The sequence below is a fragment of the Arthrobacter sp. zg-Y769 genome (assembly GCF_020907405.1).
Taxonomy (GTDB): Bacteria; Actinomycetota; Actinomycetes; order Actinomycetales; family Micrococcaceae; genus Arthrobacter_B.
This window is the reverse complement of the sequence record NZ_JAJJOE010000003.1, coordinates 28221-47027: the sequence shown is the minus strand read 5'-3', so window position 1 is coordinate 47027 and position 18807 is coordinate 28221. Positions and strand designations below refer to the sequence as shown.

Annotated in this window: 15 protein-coding genes, 1 tRNA gene and 1 pseudogene; 8 read left to right on the top strand and 9 right to left on the bottom strand. The window is 66.5% G+C overall.

Annotation, left to right across the window (positions count from 1 at the left end):
• The first annotated feature begins 22 nt into the window (after positions 1 to 22).
• From LOC60_RS00580 to LOC60_RS16135, 4 genes are all read left to right on the top strand, one after another.
• Positions 23 to 682 carry an MBL fold metallo-hydrolase gene (locus LOC60_RS00580; RefSeq protein ID WP_230020750.1) on the top strand — a complete coding sequence of 220 codons (660 nt, stop codon included), beginning with the start codon at positions 23 to 25 and terminating at the stop codon, positions 680 to 682.
• On the top strand, positions 682 to 1548 hold the full coding sequence (locus LOC60_RS00575) for a sulfurtransferase (RefSeq protein WP_230020749.1): 867 nt from the start codon (positions 682 to 684) through the stop codon (positions 1546 to 1548). Before LOC60_RS00580 ends, LOC60_RS00575 begins: the two co-directional genes overlap by 1 nt.
• Before the next feature lie 93 nt (positions 1549 to 1641).
• The gene (locus LOC60_RS00570; protein ID WP_230020748.1) at positions 1642 to 2070 is read left to right on the top strand and encodes an HIT family protein; all 429 of its coding nucleotides are present in this window, start codon (positions 1642 to 1644) and stop codon (positions 2068 to 2070) included.
• A 307-nt stretch (positions 2071 to 2377) separates the two neighbouring features.
• On the top strand, positions 2378 to 4999 hold the full coding sequence (locus tag LOC60_RS16135) for a hypothetical protein (protein ID WP_269440124.1): 2622 nt from the start codon (positions 2378 to 2380) through the stop codon (positions 4997 to 4999).
• Between the two features lie 297 nt (positions 5000 to 5296).
• Here the strand turns inward: LOC60_RS16135 and hrpA are convergent, their stop codons facing one another.
• Together hrpA and LOC60_RS00555 are read right to left on the bottom strand one after the other, a co-directional pair.
• A complete protein-coding gene (hrpA, locus tag LOC60_RS00560; protein ID WP_230020746.1) occupies positions 5297 to 9202 on the bottom strand; it encodes an ATP-dependent RNA helicase HrpA in 3906 nt (1301 codons plus the stop codon).
• Positions 9203 to 9215: 13 nt separating this feature from the next.
• On the bottom strand, positions 9216 to 10214 hold the full coding sequence (locus LOC60_RS00555; RefSeq protein WP_230020744.1) for a helix-turn-helix transcriptional regulator: 999 nt from the start codon (positions 10212 to 10214) through the stop codon (positions 9216 to 9218).
• Positions 10215 to 10587: 373 nt separating this feature from the next.
• On the opposite strand from LOC60_RS00555, the pseudogene LOC60_RS16365 reads away from it, so the two are divergent.
• The 3 genes and pseudogenes from LOC60_RS16365 to LOC60_RS00545 all read left to right on the top strand — a co-directional run.
• Positions 10588 to 10851, top strand: a pseudogene (locus LOC60_RS16365) (AraC family transcriptional regulator); the annotation flags it as partial.
• Positions 10852 to 11061: 210 nt separating this feature from the next.
• Positions 11062 to 11835 (top strand): 3-oxoacyl-ACP reductase FabG, encoded by a 774-nt coding sequence (fabG, locus tag LOC60_RS00550; RefSeq protein ID WP_230021301.1) that lies wholly within the window; start codon positions 11062 to 11064, stop codon positions 11833 to 11835.
• A gap of 2 nt (positions 11836 to 11837) precedes the next feature.
• Positions 11838 to 12290, top strand: a complete 453-nt coding sequence (locus LOC60_RS00545) for a MaoC family dehydratase (RefSeq protein ID WP_230020741.1) — start codon at positions 11838 to 11840, stop codon at positions 12288 to 12290.
• 69 nt (positions 12291 to 12359) lie between these two features.
• Here LOC60_RS00545 and LOC60_RS00540 read toward each other — a convergent pair whose 3' ends face one another.
• The 6 genes from LOC60_RS00540 to LOC60_RS00515 all read right to left on the bottom strand — a co-directional run bounded on the left by LOC60_RS00540 (position 12360) and on the right by LOC60_RS00515 (position 17885).
• A complete protein-coding gene (locus LOC60_RS00540; RefSeq protein WP_230020740.1) occupies positions 12360 to 13637 on the bottom strand; it encodes an ABC transporter substrate-binding protein in 1278 nt (425 codons plus the stop codon).
• The gene (locus LOC60_RS00535) at positions 13637 to 14788 is read right to left on the bottom strand and encodes a branched-chain amino acid ABC transporter permease (RefSeq protein WP_230020739.1); all 1152 of its coding nucleotides are present in this window, start codon (positions 14786 to 14788) and stop codon (positions 13637 to 13639) included. Before LOC60_RS00535 ends, LOC60_RS00540 begins: the two co-directional genes overlap by 1 nt.
• Positions 14785 to 15663 carry a branched-chain amino acid ABC transporter permease gene (locus tag LOC60_RS00530; RefSeq protein ID WP_230020737.1) on the bottom strand — a complete coding sequence of 293 codons (879 nt, stop codon included), beginning with the start codon at positions 15661 to 15663 and terminating at the stop codon, positions 14785 to 14787. Before LOC60_RS00530 ends, LOC60_RS00535 begins: the two co-directional genes overlap by 4 nt.
• On the bottom strand, positions 15663 to 16382 hold the full coding sequence (locus LOC60_RS00525) for an ABC transporter ATP-binding protein (RefSeq protein WP_230020736.1): 720 nt from the start codon (positions 16380 to 16382) through the stop codon (positions 15663 to 15665). Before LOC60_RS00525 ends, LOC60_RS00530 begins: the two co-directional genes overlap by 1 nt.
• Positions 16379 to 17164: an ABC transporter ATP-binding protein gene (locus LOC60_RS00520; RefSeq protein ID WP_230020735.1), complete on the bottom strand. Its 786-nt coding sequence runs from the start codon at positions 17162 to 17164 to the stop codon at positions 16379 to 16381. Before LOC60_RS00520 ends, LOC60_RS00525 begins: the two co-directional genes overlap by 4 nt.
• Positions 17165 to 17306: 142 nt before the next feature.
• The gene (locus tag LOC60_RS00515) at positions 17307 to 17885 is read right to left on the bottom strand and encodes a TetR/AcrR family transcriptional regulator (protein WP_230020734.1); all 579 of its coding nucleotides are present in this window, start codon (positions 17883 to 17885) and stop codon (positions 17307 to 17309) included.
• Between the two features lie 167 nt (positions 17886 to 18052).
• Between LOC60_RS00515 and LOC60_RS00510 the strand changes: the two genes are divergently transcribed.
• A complete protein-coding gene (locus LOC60_RS00510; RefSeq protein WP_230020733.1) occupies positions 18053 to 18502 on the top strand; it encodes a DUF6176 family protein in 450 nt (149 codons plus the stop codon).
• A gap of 142 nt (positions 18503 to 18644) precedes the next feature.
• On the opposite strand, the gene LOC60_RS00505 is transcribed toward LOC60_RS00510, so the two are convergent.
• Positions 18645 to 18717: transfer RNA gene (locus LOC60_RS00505), tRNA-Arg, on the bottom strand.
• Positions 18718 to 18807 lie beyond the last annotated feature (90 nt).

Sequence of the window (18807 nt, the reverse complement as noted above, 5' to 3'; positions counted from 1 at the left end):
GCCCCCGGAGTAGGGTGGCGCTATGAAAATGACGAAGTTCACGCATTCCTGTGTCCGCTTCGAACAGGGCGGGAAAGTCCTGGTGCTGGATCCCGGCACCTTTTCCGAAGTTGAAACGGCGCTTCAGGATGCCCATGCCATCCTGGTGACCCACGAGCACGCGGACCATCTGGACCGCCCGCGGGTGCTTGCTGCGATGCAGGAGCAGCCGTTGCTGGAGCTTCATGCTCCGGCGTCCCTCGCTGCACTCCTGCGTACCGAAGCCGGACCGGACCTGGCGGGCCGCATCCACGACGTCGAACCCAACACCAGCTTCACCGTTGCGGGTTTCGGCATCCAGTCATTCGGCGGCCAGCACGCCCTGATCCATCCGCTGATTCCCCTGGTTGCCAACATCGGCTACCTCGTGGAGGGCCGGGTCTACCACCCGGGGGATTCCTTCGTGGTGCCCAACGGTCTGCGGCCGCGGACCGTGCTGGTGCCGATCCACGCACCCTGGTCCAAGGCGGGGGAGGTCATCGATTTCGTCATCGCCACCGGGGCCGAGCGGGCCTATCCCATCCACGACGCGCTCTTGAATGAGCGGGGGGTGGGGATGGTCGAGGGGCATGTGACCCGGTTCGGCAAGGTTTACGGCACCGAGTTCCGGCACTTGGACGCCGGGGAAACCGTGGACCTGTAATGGACGTCCTGATCTCTTCACGGCAGCTGTCCGAGCGTCTCGATTCCCCGCGGCCGCCCGTGCTGTTGGATGTGCGCTGGACTCTGGGCGCCGCTGACGGCAGGGAAAAGTACCTCCACGGACACATGCCAGGAGCGGTCTACGTGGACCTGGACTCCGAGCTCTCGGCACCTGCGGTTCCTTCGGAAGGGCGGCATCCGCTGCCGGACCCGCAGGCATTCGCCCGGGCGGCCCGCAGCTGGGGCCTGAACGACGGCGACACGGTGGTGGTTTACGACGACGCCGCCGGCACGTCCGCGGCCCGTGCCTGGTGGCTGCTCCGGCACGCCGGCTGGGAGGACGTGCGCCTGCTCGACGGCGGCCTCGGAGCCTGGCGCGGGGCAGGACTGCCGCTGGAAAGCGGCCCGGTAACGCCGAAGCCCGGAACGGCACACCTGTCCTGGGGAGCCATGCCCGTGGTCGGCCTGCCGGGCGCGGCCCGGGTGGCAGCGGAAGGAACGCTTATCGACGCACGGGCACCGGAACGCTACCGGGGAGACACCGAACCGGTGGACCCCCGTGCGGGTCATATTCCGGGGGCCGTCAACCGGCCCTCCACCGACAACCTCGCCCCGGACGGTACCTTCCGCACGCCGGAGGAACTGGGCCGCACCTTCGAGGCCCTCGGGGTGCGGCCGGACCGACCCGTCGCTGCCTACTGCGGATCGGGCATCTTTGCCGCCCACGAGGTGGCAGCCCTGGCTCAGGCGGGCATTTCCGCCGCGCTGTATCCGGGCTCCTGGTCGCAGTGGTCCAACACGCCCGGTACTCCGGCAGCCGTGGGCTCGGATCCGGGCCGGGCCGAAAACCTTTCGGAAAAGGGGTAGCGTCGAATCATGTTTACCGGCCGACCAGTTCCTCCGCCGCTGCGGGCACCACTGCCTTCCGCCGCCGCATTGAAACAACCCGAAGGAGCACCCATGCCCACCCTGTTTACCCGGATCATCAACGGCGAGATTCCCGGCCGCTTCGTGTGGAAGGACGACGACGTCGTCGCGTTCCTTAGCATCGGTCCGCTCAGCGACGGCCACACCCTGGTGGTGCCGCGCGCGGAGATCAACAAGTGGACGGACGCGCCGGCGGACCTGATGCAGAAGCTGGTGACAGTTGCCCAGGCCATCGGCCAGGCGCAGGTGGAGGTCTTCGGATCCGAGCGTGCCGGCCTGACGATTGCCGGTTTCGAGGTGGAGCACCTGCACCTGCACGTCTGGCCCGCGAACTCGATGGAGGACTTCGACTTCGGCCGGGCCGGGGCCAATCCGGACCAGGAGCGGATGGAGGCCAACGCGGAGAAGCTCCGGCAGGGGCTGCGCGACGCCGGCCACGGGGAGTTCGTCCCCGAGGCCTAGGGCCCGGTCCAACGGCAACATCCGGCACGGCCCGGGTTCGTTTCCCGAAACGAACCCGGGCCGATTTCGGGTTTCCGACTCCTTAGTCCTGTCCTGTATCGCAAGCGACGGAATCACTGTGTTACCCGAACAGGTAGTGGGTTCGGGTATTTAGTTACTGTGGTCTGTCTGTACTCACTCATCAAAGATGGCGCCTGCTGGCGTTATCGAATGAGGGAGAAGGATAGTGCGGAACCTCGAAAACGAAGAACACAGGACAACGCGCGAAATGCGCAAAAAACGGCGCCGAAGACACAAAACAGCCTTGGTGACCGGTGTTGCCGTCATGGCTGGCTGGTCGGTCGCAGCCGGCAGCCCGGCGGCCGCGGCCCCCGGCGACACAGTCGTCGCTTATGAGCTCCAGGAGGTGGAGTACGACTTTGCCAAGCATATGGCAGGGGGACTTTACATTTACCGGAAATTGGATCCGGACCTTCCGGCAGCCTGGAGTAATTCCGGCACGCAGACCCTCCTTGCCCAACAAGAGGGTTATTTATGGTTTGCCTTCGTTGGCGATCGCCTCCCCCCTGAACTTTGCGGGCCAGGTTGGGGACTTGCGGAGCTCATCGTCCAATATTCCGACCCGTATACCTGGGCGCCGGAGACCATCACCTACCCGAATTGGCCGGAAGGCATTGAAGTCCTAGATACCTACTTCCATAGTGTCGATGACTACTGGGATATTCCGGACTGTCCGCCGACGGACCCGACGGACCCGACGGACCCGACTGATCCCACGGATCCCACCGATCCGACCGATCCGACGGACCCGACTGATCCGACCGATCCGGCGGACCCGACTGATCCGACCGATCCGACGGACCCGACTGATCCCACCGATCCGACTGATCCGACTGATCCGACTGATCCGACTGATCCCACTGATCCGACTGATCCGACGGACCCGACTGATCCCACGGATCCCACGGACCCGGTTGATCCGACCGATCCGACTGATCCCACGGACCCGGTTGATCCGACCGATCCGACTGATCCGACCGACCCGACGGACCCGGTTGATCCGACCGATCCGACTGATCCCACGGACCCGACGGACCCGACGGATCCGACTGATCCCACGGACCCCACGGACCCGGTTGATCCGACCGATCCCACGGACCCGACCGATCCGACGGACCCGACCGATCCCACGGACCCGACCGATCCGACGGACCCGACCGATCCCACGGACCCGACGGACCCGACCGATCCCACGGACCCGACGGACCCGACCGATCCGACGGATCCGACCGATCCCACGGACCCGACGGATCCGACTGATCCCACGGACCCGACGGATCCGACTGATCCCACGGACCCGACGGATCCGACTGATCCCACGGACCCGACGGATCCGACTGATCCCACGGACCCGGTTGATCCGACTGATCCCACGGACCCGGTTGATCCGACCGATCCCACGGACCCGGTTGATCCGACCGATCCCACGGACCCGACCGATCCCACGGATCCGACGGACCCGGTTGATCCGACCGATCCGACGGACCCGGTTGATCCCACGGATCCCACGGACCCGACGGACCCGACGGATCCGACTGATCCCACGGACCCGACGGACCCGACGGACCCGACGGATCCGACTGATCCCACGGACCCGACCGACCCGACGGATCCGACGGATCCCACGGACCCGGTTGATCCGACTGATCCCACGGACCCGACGGATCCGACGGATCCCACGGACCCGGTTGATCCGACCGATCCCACGGACCCGACCGACCCGGTGGATCCGACGGACCCGGTTGATCCGACCGATCCCACCGATCCGACGGACCCGGTTGATCCGACGGACCCGACGGACCCGGTTGATCCGACGGACCCGACGGACCCGGTTGATCCGACGGACCCGACGGACCCGACGGACCCGGTTGATCCGACGGACCCGACGGACCCGGTTGATCCGACCGACCCGACCGACCCGGTTGATCCGACGGACCCGACGGACCCGGTTGATCCGACCGATCCCACCGACCCGACGGACCCGACCGACCCGACCGACCCGGTTGATCCGACGGACCCGACGGACCCGGTTGATCCGACCGATCCCACGGACCCGACCGACCCGGTTGATCCGACGGACCCGACCGACCCGGTTGATCCCACGGACCCGACCGACCCGGTTGATCCCACGGACCCGACCGACCCGGTTGATCCCACGGACCCGACGGACCCGACGGACCCGGTTGATCCGACCGACCCGGTCGATCCGACGGACCCGGTTGATCCGACCGACCCGGTCGATCCGACGGACCCGACCGACCCGGTCGATCCGACGGACCCGACCGACCCGACCGACCCGGTTGATCCGACGGACCCGACGGACCCGGTTGATCCGACGGACCCGACGGACCCGGTTGATCCGACGGACCCGGTTGATCCGACCGATCCGACGGACCCGACGGACCCGGTTGATCCGACCGACCCGACCGACCCGACGGACCCGGTTGATCCGACGGACCCGACGGACCCGACGGACCCGGTTGATCCGACGGATCCGGTTGATCCGACGGACCCGGTCGAACCTGGGGGTCCGTCTGATCCGACCGATCCGTCTGATTCGACTGATCTGACCGATCTGACACCTCCCACGGACCCAACGGATAACCCCTCGGTTGACGACCCGTCAGGTTCGCCTGCGGCAATCGTTATAGAGGACCAAGAGGGGCCAGCAGCAGTCGCAGTCACTATCCGCTCCGGAGATGTCAGCCCCGGCCCAAAGGTGGAGGTCGCGTCGAACCCGTCCCCACGGATTCCGGCCTCCGGCCTGGCCAACACCGGTGCGGCAGGAATCTGGTCTGCCGCTGCCGGTTCTCTTGTCCTCGTCCTAGGCGCACTGGTGGTATCGGTGTCTCGCCGCAGGCAGGGCTGAGCAGATGAAATTGGTGGTGTCCCCCGCGAACACTAGGGCGCCGGGGACACCACCAAAAGGCTTTGGGAATACACCCTCGAGATCCGGCTTCCGCGAGCTAACGGTGGAGCCGGGCCAAGTCGGAAAGTCCACCCGAAACGCGGGCCTTACCTGAATCAATAGGCTGAACGGCAGTTCCACCCGCCGGGGTGGAACTGCCGTTGCGCTGTCTAGGGTACCTAGGCGTACAGGGGCAGGACGCCAGTTTCATGGGGAGTCGGTGAAGACCGCGGAGGTTGGCGGTGGCATCGGGGATGCCTAGGCCGGGGTGAGCGCCGAGTTCAGGGCGGTCCGAATCCGTTTCTCCGAAACGCTCCGAGCCGTTCCCAGTTCCTGGGCAAAGAAACTGATCCGCAGCTCCTCGATCATCCAGCGGACCTCCGTCAGTTCCGGGGGAGTGCCACGGCCGGGCGCCAGCGCCGCCACGGCGTCGTCATAGTCGTCCTCGAGGCGGTGGATCACGGCCATGGACAGTCCGTCCCGCTGCACGTTGCCCGGCAGTTTCTCCAGCCGCCGTTCAATACCCGCCAGGTACCGGGGCAGATGCATCAGCTGCGCGTAGCCGGTGCGGGCCACGAAACCGGGGTATACGAGGGCATCAAGCTGTGCCCTGATGTCATTCAGCGCACTGATCAGGGCCAGGGAGGTGGTGCCCTTCAGGGCCTTGGTGATCCGCCGGGTGCTGGCCAGGATCTTCTCCACAATCGCGGTGACGCCGAAGACGGTGTCGATCAGTTCGGCCCGCACGGTTTCATACAGGGCGTCGAACTCGGCCCGCGTCCATGGGAGCTTCTCCGGTGTGAGCTTGTCCACCGCAGCCAGGGTGCAGTCCTCGATCAGCGCGGCCACACTGCCGTGCGGGTTCTGGCTGAAGGTCAGCTTCTCGGTGTTGCTCAGATGCTCCAGCACATACTTGGCCGGGCTGGGCACGCGCAGCACCAGCAGCCGGATGACGCCGGCACGCATGGCGGCCTGCTGCTCGCCGGCGCTTTGGAAGATCCGCACGCCCGCCGTGCTGCCCTCGTCCACCAGTGCGGGGTAGCCGGTGACCGTATGGCCCGCGACCAGCCGCTGGACCTGCTTTTCCAGCGTGCCCACGCTCCACTCGGTCAGGCCGGTCTGTTCCGCCACGGAAGAGCCGGTCCCTGCGCCGTTGGAGGGTGAACCGTTCGCTGCCGGTGCAGGAGCCTTGGCTCCCTTCGGGCCCCGTGGCTGAACGGCCGACGGCGTGGCGCCGAGGGATTCGGCGATGGCCCGGCGGGTGGCCGGCGCCAGGGATTCCTGCAGTGCGGCGAGGTCCTTGCCCTCGTCCAGCACCTTCCCGGCGGAATCCACCACCGTGAAGGTCATCCGCAGGTGGTCGGGGACCGCATCCCAGTTCCAGGAACCGGGCGGAATAATCGATCCCTTCAGCCGGCGCAGCACCAGTTCCAGGGACGGCTCCAGCTCATCCGAGGCCGGGTCGAAATCCGCAGCCAGCGCAGCGGCAGCCGAACGGGCGACGTCGGGCGCCGGAACGAAGTTCTTCCGCACCGCCTTGGGCAGGGACTTGATCAGGGCCGTAATAAGTTCGGCTCGCAGGCCCGGGATCTGCCAGGTGAACGGTCCGGGGGTGAGCTGGTTCAGGAACAGGACCGGCACCTCCACGGTGACGCCGTCATTGGCGGAGGGCACACCGGGGGTGAATTCGTAGGAGAGGGGGAGTTCGAAGGAACCGTAGAAGAAGGACTTCGGGAAGTCGTTCTCGTCGAGTCCCTCGGCGTCGTCGGTGCGCAGCGCATCCGGATCGAAGTCCAGCAGCGTCGGGTCCTCGTGGCGAGCGTGTTTCCACCACTTGTCGAAGTGCCTTTCGGACACGACGTCGGCGCCCACCCGCTCGTCATAGAACTCAAAGAGGGTTTCGTCGTCCACGCGCAGTCCGCGGCGGCGAACCCGGTTCTCGAGCTCCTCCACCTCGGCCAGCAGGGCCTGGTTACGGTGGAAGAACTTATGGTGGGTACGCCAGTCGCCCTCGACCAAAGCGTGGCGGATGAACATTTCGCGCGACAGCACGGGGTCGATGCGGCCGTAGTTGATGCTGCGCTGCGGCACCACCGGCACACCGTAGAGCGTGACCTTCTCATAGGCCATCACGGCTCCGCGGCTCTTGGACCAGTGCGGTTCGCTGTAGCTGCGCTTGACCAGGTGGCCGGCAACGTCCTCGACCCAGAGCGGATCGAACTTCGCCGCCACCCGCGCCCACAGGCGCGAGGTCTCCACCAGTTCGGCAGCCATCACCCAGTCCGGGGACTTCTTGAACAGGGCGGAGCCTGGGAAGACCGCGAAGCGTGTACCGCGGGCACCGGTGTATTCGCGCTTGCGCTGGTCATAGAGGCCGATGTGGCTGAGCAGGCCGGCCAGCAGCGACATGTGGATTTCCCGGTACTTGCCCACCGGGTCCACCGGCTCGGGGGAAAGCGTAATGCCCAGCGGCTTCGCCAGCTGGCGCAGCTGCGCAAAGAGGTCCTGCCATTCGCGGATGCGCAGGAAGTTCAGGAACTCGTTTTTGCACAGCCGGCGGAAGGCCGAGGAGGAGAGCTCCTTCTGCTTTTCCTCCACATAGCGCCACAGGTTGAGGTATCCGGTGAAATCGGAGTTCTCATCCACGAACCGCTTGTGCATTTCCGCGGCCTTCTGGGCCCGGGCAGGGTCGTCCTTGGAGGGACGCTCACGCGGATCCTGGATGGTCAGCGCCGCCGTGAGCACCATGACTTCCCTGGTGCAGCCGCGGCCGCCGGCCTCGACAATCATCCGGCCCAGCCGGGGGTCCACCGGCAGCTGCGACAGCTTGCGGCCCACCTCGGTGATGCCGCCCTGGGGGTGCAGTGCCCCGAGTTCGCGCAGCAGCACGGCGCCGTCGTTGATTGCCTTGGAATCCGGAGGCTGGACGAACGGGAAGTCGGCAACGTCCTTGGGCCCCTTGGCCACGCCCATGGCCGCCATCTGCAGGATCACGGCAGCGAGGTTGGTGCGCAGGATTTCGGGGTCGGTGAATGCCGGCCGGGCCTCGAAGTCCTCCTCCGAATACAGCCGGATGGCGATGCCGTCGGAGACACGGCCACAGCGTCCCGAACGCTGGTTGGCGGAGGCCTGCGAGATCCGTTCGATCGGCAGGCGCTGGACCTTGGTGCGGTGGGAGTAGCGCGAGATGCGGGCCGTGCCCGTGTCGATGACGTACTTGATGCCGGGGACCGTCAGGGAGGTTTCGGCCACGTTGGTGGCCAGGACAATCCGCCGGTTCCGGCCCGGGGAAAAGACCTTGTGCTGCTCGGCCAGGGAGAGCCGCGCGAACAGCGGCAGGATCTCGGTGTTCGCCAGCCGCGGGTTCCGGGAAACGGAGGAGCGCAGCGCGTCTGCGGCGTCGCGGATCTCCCGCTCGCCGGAGAAGAACACGAGGACGTCGCCGGGTGCCTCGCGGGAGAGCTCGTCGACGGCGTCGCAGACGGCGTCGACCGGGTCCCGGTCCTCTTCGAGCTCGTCCTCGATGCCCTCTTCGTCGCTGCCGCCGTCGGCCGGCTGGTTCAGCGGGCGGTAGCGGATCTCCACGGGGAAGGTCCGGCCGGAAACCTCGATGATGGGTGCCGGGGTGCCGTTGAGGGCGAAGTGCTCGGCAAACCGCTGCGGATCGATGGTGGCCGAAGTGATGATGACCTTCAGGTCCGGGCGTTCGGGCAGCAGGCGGCGCAGGTAGCCGAGGATGAAGTCGATGTTGAGGCTGCGCTCGTGGGCCTCGTCAATGATGATGGTGCTGTATTTCTTCAGCTTCGGATCGTGCCGGATCTCGGCCAGCAGGATGCCGTCGGTCATCAGCTTGACCTTGGTCTTCCGGCCGGTCTCTCCGGTGAAGCGGACCTGGAAGCCCACTTCCTCGCCGAGCTCGACGTCGAGCTCGGACGCGATCCGCTCGGCCACGGTGCGCGCGGCAAGGCGGCGGGGCTGGGTGTGCCCGATCAGGCCGTTTTCGGCAAGGCCCAGTTCCAGGCACATTTTCGGAATCTGCGTGGTTTTTCCGGACCCGGTTTCACCGGCGATGACGATGACCTGGTTGGCAGCAATCGCAGCCATGATGTCTTCGCGGCGCTCGGAAACGGGCAGCTGTTCGGGATAGGAAATTGTCAGTGCCATGATTGCCACCAGTCTAGTGGCTTGACCGGACGCTCTTTCCGGATTCCGCCGTGGGCGGGATTTCGACGGCGCGCTGCAGCAGGGAGGCCGCGCGACGAGCCCGCTCGCGCATCTCCGGCGGATCGAGGATCTCGAAGGGAACGCCCCAGGTGGTCAGGTTGATCAGCGGCAGGTCCAGGGAATCCCAGCCGCCGCGCACGATGGTGTGCCCCGGGCCGTCCGCTTCGACGCTGGCCACGTCCGGGGGGACCCGCTCGGCCACCGCCGCCAGTGGTGCGGCCAGCCGCACCACCACGGAATAGCGGTAGGGATTGCGGGTAATGGACTCCTGGACATAGGCGGCCAGGTCCCGGGCCGGCAGCGGCCGGAGCGTGAACCGCTCGCGCGGAGCGGGGGTGCTGGTGCAGCGGTCCACCCGGAAGGTCCGCCAATCACCGCGGTCCAGATCCCAGGCGACGGCGTACCAGCGCCGCCCGGTGCCCACCAGCCGATAGGGCTCCACCATCCGGCGTGCGGAGCCGCCGTCGGCCGAGGTGTACCGGAAGCTCAGGATCCGATGCTCGGTGATGCCGGCGGAAAACGCGGTGAGGACCTCCGGATCCACCCCTCCGGGCGGCCCGGACAGTGTGGAAACCGAATGCCGCAGGGCGGAAAACTTGGGACGGAGGCGTCCCGGCAGGACCTGTTCCAGCTTGGCCAGGGCCCGCACCGAAGCGTCTCCCATTCCGGTCACCGGTCCCGTGGCCACTGCGGCGAGGCCGAGGGCGACGGCGAGGGCTTCGTCGTCGTCGAGCAGCAGCGGCGGAAGCTGCGCGCCTGCACCGAGCTGGTAGCCGCCGGCGCTGCCCGGGGACGCCGAGATGGGATAGCCGAGGGTGCGCAGCTTGCCGATATCCCGGCGCACCGTACGTTCAGTGATGGACAGCCGCTCTGCGAGCGCCGCGCCGGTCCACTCGCGCCGCAGCTGCAGCAGCGAAAGCAGCTGCAGGAGCCGTGCCGAAGTCTCCAACATGGAATCAAAACTACGCGCCAATGCGGTCGAAAGCTGTCCTGAAGCGGAACTAATCTGGCCGCAGGCCGACACCGACGGCGGAACCGACCAAGGAGGCAGATATGGCACGCAGAGGACCCCTGTAACCAGTCAGCGAGCTGGATGTCCCTGCCAAGCTGGCAGGGCAGCTTCAGTGGCATTGGGAGAATCAGGCGCGGCCCCGTCTGGAGGGCCTGGGCGACGGGGAGTACTTCTGGGAACCCGTGCACGGGTGCTGGAACGAGCGGCCGCGTGCGCCATCGCTGGTAGGCGTCGGCTCCGGCCCGTACGTCATCGACTTCGTGTACCCCGAGCCAGTTCCGGCGCCGGTCATCACTATCGCCTGGCGGTTGGGGCATCTGCTCGGCTGCTGGACGGCCGGCGGGGCATCACGCACTGGATGTACTCGGCGGACCTGGCAGCCCGTTACCCGGCGGTCCGGGTGGATGCGGATGTGCTGTACGTCCGGGACGGGAACATCATCACCAGTGCAGGCACCGCCGCAGGCATTGATGCGGCGCTGCATCTGGTCCGCATTGAATGCGGGGCAAAGACCGCCGCGGCCATTGCCCGCGACATGGTGGTCCCTCCCCACCGGGACGGGGGACAGGCGCAGTACAGGCGGAACTGCTGCGTCATCACTTCCACCGGGATGTGGGAGCAAGCCCGGCCGCCTACCGCAGGACCTTCCGCGGCGGCGCCGCACGGCAGCTGCGCTGAGGCGTTCCCGCTCCGCTTCCTCCCGTTGCGTCCGTACCGTCCGGTCGGTACCCTCGGCGGAAGAGACGCAGCACACAGTCCGTGGGCTGCCGCCACCGGCAGGAGAGACATGACAGAGCTACCAGCCCCCTTTGACCAGCGCACCGCCGTCGTCACCGGAGCAGGCCGCGGGATCGGTGCAGCGGTCGCCAAGCGGCTCGCGGCGGACGGGCACCGCGTGGCTGTCCTTGACCTGCGGGAGGAAGACACTGCCGCAACCGTGGAGGCCATCAACAATTCGGGAGGCAAGGCGGTGGGCGTAGGCGCCGACGTCGCCGATGCCGCCGCCGTCGAACAGGCGGTGGGCCGTATCGCGGAGGAGTTGGGCGCACCCACCATCCTGGTCAACAATGCCGGCATCCTCCGGGACAACCTGCTGTTCAAGATGACCGACACGGACTGGGACGCAGTGATGGGAGTGCACCTGCGCGGGGCGTTCCTGATGAGCCGTGCAGTGCAGGCCCACCAGGTGCAGCAGAAGTGGGGGCGCATCATCAACCTGTCCAGCACCTCCGCCCTCGGCAACCGGGGCCAGGCCAACTATGCCGCCGCCAAGGCCGGAATCCAGGGTTTCACCAAGACGCTGGCCATCGAACTGGGCCGTTACAACGTCACGGTCAACGCGATTGCCCCCGGCTTTATCCAGACCGACATGACCCGGGCGACGGCGGAACGTGTCGGGGTGCCGTTCGAAGACTTCGTGGCGCATGCGGTGAAGGAGATTCCGGTGGGCCGGGCCGGGAACCCGGAGGACATCGCTGCGGCGGCGTCCTTCTTTGCCCGTGAGGAGGCCTCGTTCGTTTCCGGACAGGTGCTCTATGTTGCCGGCGGACCGAAGGCCTAGCGGTGGCGCATTTCGGGTCCGTGCAGGAACTCGAGGCGGCGGTGGGGCAGGCGGAGACCAGCGAGTGGGTGCTCATTGACCAGGACCGCGTCAACCGGTTCGCCGATGCCACTGATGACCACCAGTGGATCCATGTGGATCCCGAGAGGGCTGCCAAGGGACCCTTCGGGGGCACCATTGCGCACGGCTACCTGAGCCTGGCCCTGCTGCCGGCGCTCGCCTCCGGCCGGTTCCGGGTGGACGGAACGGTGATGGGTGTCAATTACGGGTTGGACCGGGTGCGCTTCCCGCATCCGGTGCCGGTGGGCAGCCGTGTCCGTGCCCGGTCCGAGCTTGCCTCGGTGGAAACCACGGCGCAGGGCGTACGGGTCAAGCTCCTGGTCACCATTGAGATTGAGGGTGTGGACAAACCTGCCTGCGTGGCTGAGTCCATTTCGCTCTACGTGCTCGGCTAGCGGAGCCTGGAAATCACAAGGGCCCGTCCGGCGGGACGGGCCCTTGTGATTGATTCGCGGCTGCTCCGGTTACTCCGGCAGGCCGTCGGCAGGCATGGCCGGCCGTTCCTCGGTGTATTCCTGCACCTCGTCTCCGGAAACCACGTACGGGGTCCCGAAGTAGGACTGCACACCATTGTCGACCCGGGTCAGCATCGCGCCGGTGTATCCCCGGTGGCTGTCGTCGCCGAAGCCCAGCGGTGCATGGCCGTTGCCGGTGACGTTGCCGGATTCGAGTGCCTCCAGCAGCGACTCCCTGGTGGGGGTCTCCCCGGCTTCCTTCAAAGCCTCGACGAAGAGGTAGCCGATGGACATTCCGAAGATGGTGTTCCCGTCAAAGGGAGCTCCGGCGTTGTATTCCTCATTGATCTCGGAAAACTTTGCCGTCCATTCGTCCTCCGTGTCCGAGTATCCGGGGAGGTAGTTGGCGCTGACGAAGCCCTGCAGGAGCTTGTTGGTGTTCTCGCCCAAGTAACCGGAAAGGGTGTTGAAGTCGCCGCCGGCCGAGGAAGCCATCCACTGCGGGAAGTAACCGAGCTTCGCGGCCGTCCCTACTGCCTGGGCACTGAAACCGTTGATCGTGGCTAGGAAGTTCACTTCGCAGCCGGCTTCTTTCATGGAACTGATCTGCGCGGCAATGTCGGTGTTCGCGGTGGAATAGACCTGCACATCGGCCAATCCGTCCTCCCCGAGCACCGCTTCCAGTCCGCCCTGGAATTCTTCGCCGAAGTCGTCGTCCTGGCCGAAGAAGCAGTAGGTCTTGTCGGGGAACTCTTCCTGCGCGTATGTGGCCAGGATCCGCGATTCGGTGGGGTAGTCCACCATGAAGCCGTACGTGTAGGGGTAATCCTCGGGCTGGTTCCAGGTGGGGCTGCCGGACGCCACAAAGAGATCAGGCACCTCGTTGTCGTTGACGAAGTCCAGGACCGCGCTGTGCGGCGGCGTGCCGAGTCCGCCCACCAGGGCAAAGACCTCGTCCTGCAGCACCATCTCGCGTACCGCCGTCTGGGTGTTGGCGGGGTTGTAGCCGTCATCCTTCACGATGTACTCGATGGTGCGGCCGTTGACTCCGCCGTTGTCGTTGACGTAGTCAAAGTAGGCCTTTGTGGCAGGTGAAATCGTGGAATAGCCGGCGGCTGCCGGTCCGGTCAGCGGCTGGTGCGTGCCGACGGTGACGGTGGTGTCGGTGATCCCGGGAACGTCTTCGGCAGCTGCCTCGCCCCCTTCATCAGGGGAAGCGCATGAGGCCAGGCCGAGGGTGGCGGCAGCAAGGACGGCGGTACCCAGTCGGAGCTTGGAACGGATCATCATTGACCTTTCGGGGTTGCCGGTAGCTGCTCGGGCTCATGCCGGGCGGATAACCGGGTTGGTGTACTGGATGCTGGTGATGGTGCGGAATCGGGGGAATCCGGGGACGTCGGGGACTTCGGCGGAACGGAAACCGAACGGGTCGGCCCCAACCTGCGGCCGATCCGGTCCAGCAGGCCCTGGATGCCCTGCGGCGCCAGCAGCACCACGACGATCAGGACCAGGCCGAAAACGGCCACCGCCAAGTTGCCGTCCAGCCGCTGGGCCAGATCGGCGGACAGTTCCAGCCGGGAAGTGGCCGTGCTGATCAGGTGCGGCAGGGCAACCAGGAGCACGGCGCCCCAGACCGCTCCGGCCAGGGAGCCGATGCCGCCCACGACGGCGGCCATCAGCAGGAACAGCGAGAACACCAGGGAATACGCTCCGGGGCTGGCACTCTGCGTGGTGTAGGCCAGCAGTCCGCCGCCCATGCCCGCAGCGGCCGAGCTGATGAAGAAGGCCGTGACCTTGGTGCGGGCGGGGTCGATACCGGCCAGTGCTGCCGCCACGGGGTTGTCCCGCACCGCGCGCAGGTGGCGGCCGAAGCGTCCGTGCAGCAGGTTCGCCAGCAGGGTCAGGACAAGCACGGAGCAGACGACGGCGAGCCACGCCTGCCAGGCCTCCGTGGACACGGTGCCGCGCAGCGAAGCGGGACGTTTTTCCACGGTGATCCACAGCCCCTGGTCCCCGCCGAGCACCGACGAAAAGGTGCTGGTCACCGCGGGCAGGGCCACCACCAGGGCCATGGTGAAACCGGCCAGGTAGGGTCCGTGGAGCCGGCCGGCAGCCAGCCCGATCACCAGCCCGAGGACGGCTGCGCCGGTTACCGCTGCAGCCAGCGGCACCAGGAGCAGCAGCGGACCTTCCGTGCCGGCGTCGGCCATGGTGTTGGCGGTCAGCGCGTAGCTGTACGCGCCCGCGGCCATCAGGGCCGCCTGCCCGAGCGACAGCTGGCCGCCGGCGCCCGTCAGCAGGGTCAGCCCGGCGATGCCGCACAGGTAGGCGCAGACGGTGGCCAGCTGATACGAGGCGAAAGACGGGATAACGAACGTGAGCCCGATCAGGAGGACGGCTGCTGCCGCGGCAAAGGCATACCGCTTGGTGACGCTCATACCGTTCGCTCCTTGGTCATTGAGAAGATTCCGCCCGGGCGGATGAGCAGTACGGCCAGCAGCAGCACCAGGATGGCGATTGGAGCAAGGGTGGCGCCCCAGTAGCCGCTTACCCAGCTGAGCAGCACGCCTACCGCCAGCCCGCCCAGGACGGCGCCGGCAGGGGAGTCCAGCCCGCCGATGACGGCAACGGTGAACGCGTAGACGAAGACCGCGTCGGCGGCATGTGGATTGAGCCCTAGCTCGGTGGGGATCACCAGCAGGGCGGCGAGCGCACCCAGTGCGGAGGACATGGCCCAGCCGAGGGTCAGCATCCGCGAGGTCCGCACGCCGAGGAGCCGGGCCAGGTCCGGGGCAAAGGCGGAGGCCCGCAGCCTCAGTCCAAGGGGTGTCCTGGTGAACAACAGGACCAGCCCTCCTACCAGGACGGCTATGCAGGCGAACACAAAGAGGTCATAGGAGGAGAAGACGGTAATGCCGAAGATCTCCACCGGGTTTGAGCTGAACGGCGTCACCATGGTCCGGTAGCTGTTCCCGAACAGCATGCCCAGGACGGCCTGGATCAGCATCAGCAGTCCCAGCCCGGCGATAACCGGGTTCAACGCGGAGCTGTTGCCCACGAAGCGCATGACGCCGCGCTCCACCACGGCACCGATGAGGAAACCTGCAACAAGGGCAGCGGCGAGTCCTGCCCAGTAGCTGCCGGTAAGCGCGGTGACGGTGAAGGCGATGTAGGTGGCCGCCACCGCCATGGCCCCCTGCGCAAAGTTCACGATCCGCGCTGCACGCCAGATCAGGACCAGCGAGAGCGCGAAGGCGGCGAGGACGGCGCCGCGGGCGAGGCCGTCAAAGGTGAGGAAAAGGAATCTGTCCATTAGAACCCCAGGTAGGTGTGGCGGAGGTCGGTGTCTTCGGCCAGTTCGGCCGCCGGACGCGAGGCGACAATCCGGCCCAGGTTGAGGACGACGCCGTGGTCCGCGACCGCGAGTGCGCTCCGGACGTTCTGTTCGATCAGCAGTACGGTCAGTCCGGTGTCGTCACGGAGGCGGCGCAGCATGCCCAGGATCTGCGCGCTCACTTTGGGGGCCAGCCCGAGGGAGGGCTCGTCCAGCAGGAGGTTCTCCGGTGCGGCCATCAGGGCCCGCCCGAGCGCAAGCATCTGGCGCTCGCCGCCGGAAAGCTGGTGTCCGGCGGCCTTCCGGCGCCGGGCCAGCGGCTCGAAGAGTTCGTACATCTGCGCCAGCACTTCATCCGCTGCCCTGCGGTCCTTCCGCCACAGTCCGCCCAGGCGCAGGTTTTCCTCCACCGTCAGTTCGGTGATCACGCCGCGGCGTTCGGGCACGAGGGCGACGCCGTGACGCACCATCTCCTCGACCGGCACCCGGGTCAGATCCCTGCCGTCTTTGATCCGGATGCTGCCGGCGCTTGGCCGGAGCTGGCCGGTGATGGTGCGCAGAAGGGTGGTCTTACCCGCCCCGTTTGCTCCCACGACGGCGGTGATAGAGCCTTCCGCCACGGTGAGGTCGATATTGTGCAGCACCTGGACGGCTCCGTACCCGGCGCTGACGCCGTCCAGTACCAGTCCGCCGGTCATGCCGCCTCAACTCCCAGATAGGCATCCGCAACGGCAGGATCAGCACTGATTTCCGCGGGTGTTCCTTCGGCGATCAGGCGGCCGAAGTCCAGGACGGCTATGCGGTCGCAGACCTCCATGACCAGGTCCACATGGTGTTCCACGAGCACCACCGAGCATCCGTCGCCGGGCACGGTGCGGATGATGTCAGCCAGTTCACCGATGTCCTCGTGGCTGAGTCCGCCGGCCGGTTCATCCAGCAGCAGCAGCCGCGGTTCGCTCACCAGGGCACGGGCCAGTGCCACCTTCTTGCGGATGCCGTAGGGCAGGGTGTCCGGGAGGGCTGCGGCGTAGCCGGCGACGCCGAGGGTATCCAGTGCTTCCATCGCCCGTTCGGCAAGCAGGGTTTCGCGTCGGACGGACCCGGGCAGGGCCAGGAGATCGAGCCCTCTGCGCGAGCCTGCCGCCAGGCCTGCCGTGACGTTCTGCAGTACGGTCAGGCCGGGGAACAGGCCCAGCCCCTGAAGGGTGCGCGCCACTCCGGAGCGGGTGAGGCGGTGGGGCTTAGGAGTGAAACTCCGTCCGTCCAGTTCCAGGCTGCCCTCCGTGGGCGGGAAAACCCCGCAGATTACGTTGAACAGGGTGGTCTTTCCCGCCCCGTTGGGGCCCATGACCCCAAGGATCCGGCCTGCCGGGATGTCCAGGGACACCGAGTCCAGCGCGGTGAGACCGCCGAACCGGACCGTGATGCCGTCCAGGCGAAGCCGCGGCGGTTCCGACCGGTCGGTACGTTGCTCCTGCATGAGTACTCCATCGTCTCTGCTCTTACCTTGCGTACAGGGTGCTGTAGTGAAGGTGGTGCGGGAGGTGCGGTGGTGCCGTATTGCGGAGGTGCTGTCTTGTGCGGTGGTGCGGTGGTGCCGTATTGCGGAGGTGCGGAATTGGCTACTTTGCCTGCAGCCCGGCCAGGTAAAGCTCGGTCAGCTGGGCTGCTGCCTGTTCACGGCTGATGGCCCCGCCGGGGGAGTACCAGTACGAGAGATAGTGCGGGTCGGAGAAGAAATTGGCTGCGAGCACCTGTTTCGGAATATCAGTCCGGAAGACGCCGTCGGCCTGGCCCCGGACCAGGAGGGCCGTGAACGCCTCGTTGTATTCACGGCGCCTGCGCTTCACTTCCTCCTGCCGGTCCTCGCTGAGCATGTGCTGGGAACGGAAGAACACCGCTCCTTCCCGGATCCAGTCAATCGACGTCATGATCACGTCCTCGCAGACCAGGCGCATGGTCTCGACTGCCGGCAGTTCGCGGCCGATGATCTCCGTCAGGTGCTCGCGCTGGAGGGTCAGGATGCGGTCATAAATATCGAAGAGCAGGTCATCCTTGGAATTGAAGTAGTGATAGAGCGCCCCCTTCGTCACCCCTGCCGCGTCCACGATCTGCTGGACGCTCGTTTTTGCGTACCCGTGCCGCGCGAAAAGCTCCACGGAGGTCCGTGCGAGCTCTTCTTTGATGTTCAGGGTCTTCATGCGGCGGGTATCCGGGTTTCTCGCGGTGCGGTCCGGCAGTCGGAACCGACCGGTTGGTATGTGCGAACACCATAACCCCGGAGGGGGCAGCCGGCGCAAGGGTTTTGCCGAAAGAATTCCGGCGGGGCACTCCTGCCGCCTTCTTTGGGTCCCCTACAGTCTTGGGCATGAGCAGATCCGAGTACCCGCCTCTCCCGTTCGCTCCCGCTGCTCCGGATTTTCCCGGCTGGCCGATGCCGGCGTCGGTGCCTCCCGGCATGCGGATGGAGCTGAGCAGGGCCCGGCTGCTGGAGGCGAAGGAGTCATCGTTTGACGATTGGATGACCATGCTCCACGACCGCTACGACGAATGCCTGGCAACCCTGGGCAGGGAGCTCATGGCCTTGGAAGCCACGTTCCTGAATCAGGAGGCGGACGGATCCTGGTGGATGTACCACTTCCAGCTGATGGGGGATGCCAGCCCCGGACTCGTTCCCGACAACCCGTTGGACCAGGCGCATTTGGAATACGGCAAGAAAACCAAGCATCCGGGATGGGAAGAGCTCCAGCCGCGGTTCTTCCTTTGCCCTCCGGCGGTGCGTGCCGCCGTCGAGCAGGCTGGTTCTGCTGCGGACTAGGACGGGCGGTGCTGCCGCGGGCTCCGGCGCGGGGTAAGGGCGTGCGGCTGGGGCACGGGCTGGGGCGTGCGGTAAAACAAGGCGTTAAACAAAAGAACCCCGTGCCGACGAATCGGTGCGGGGTTCTTAAGGCGTCTCGACGTGCCCTCGATAGGATTCGAACCTACGGCCTGTTGCTCCGGAGGCAACCGCTCTATCCCCTGAGCTACGAGGGCAAGGACTCCGGTAAACCGGCAGGTCCTGTGGGACTCAAGAAGCTTAGCAGGTTTCGGCCGGGCGGGGAAAACCTGCTGCTACCGCCGCTG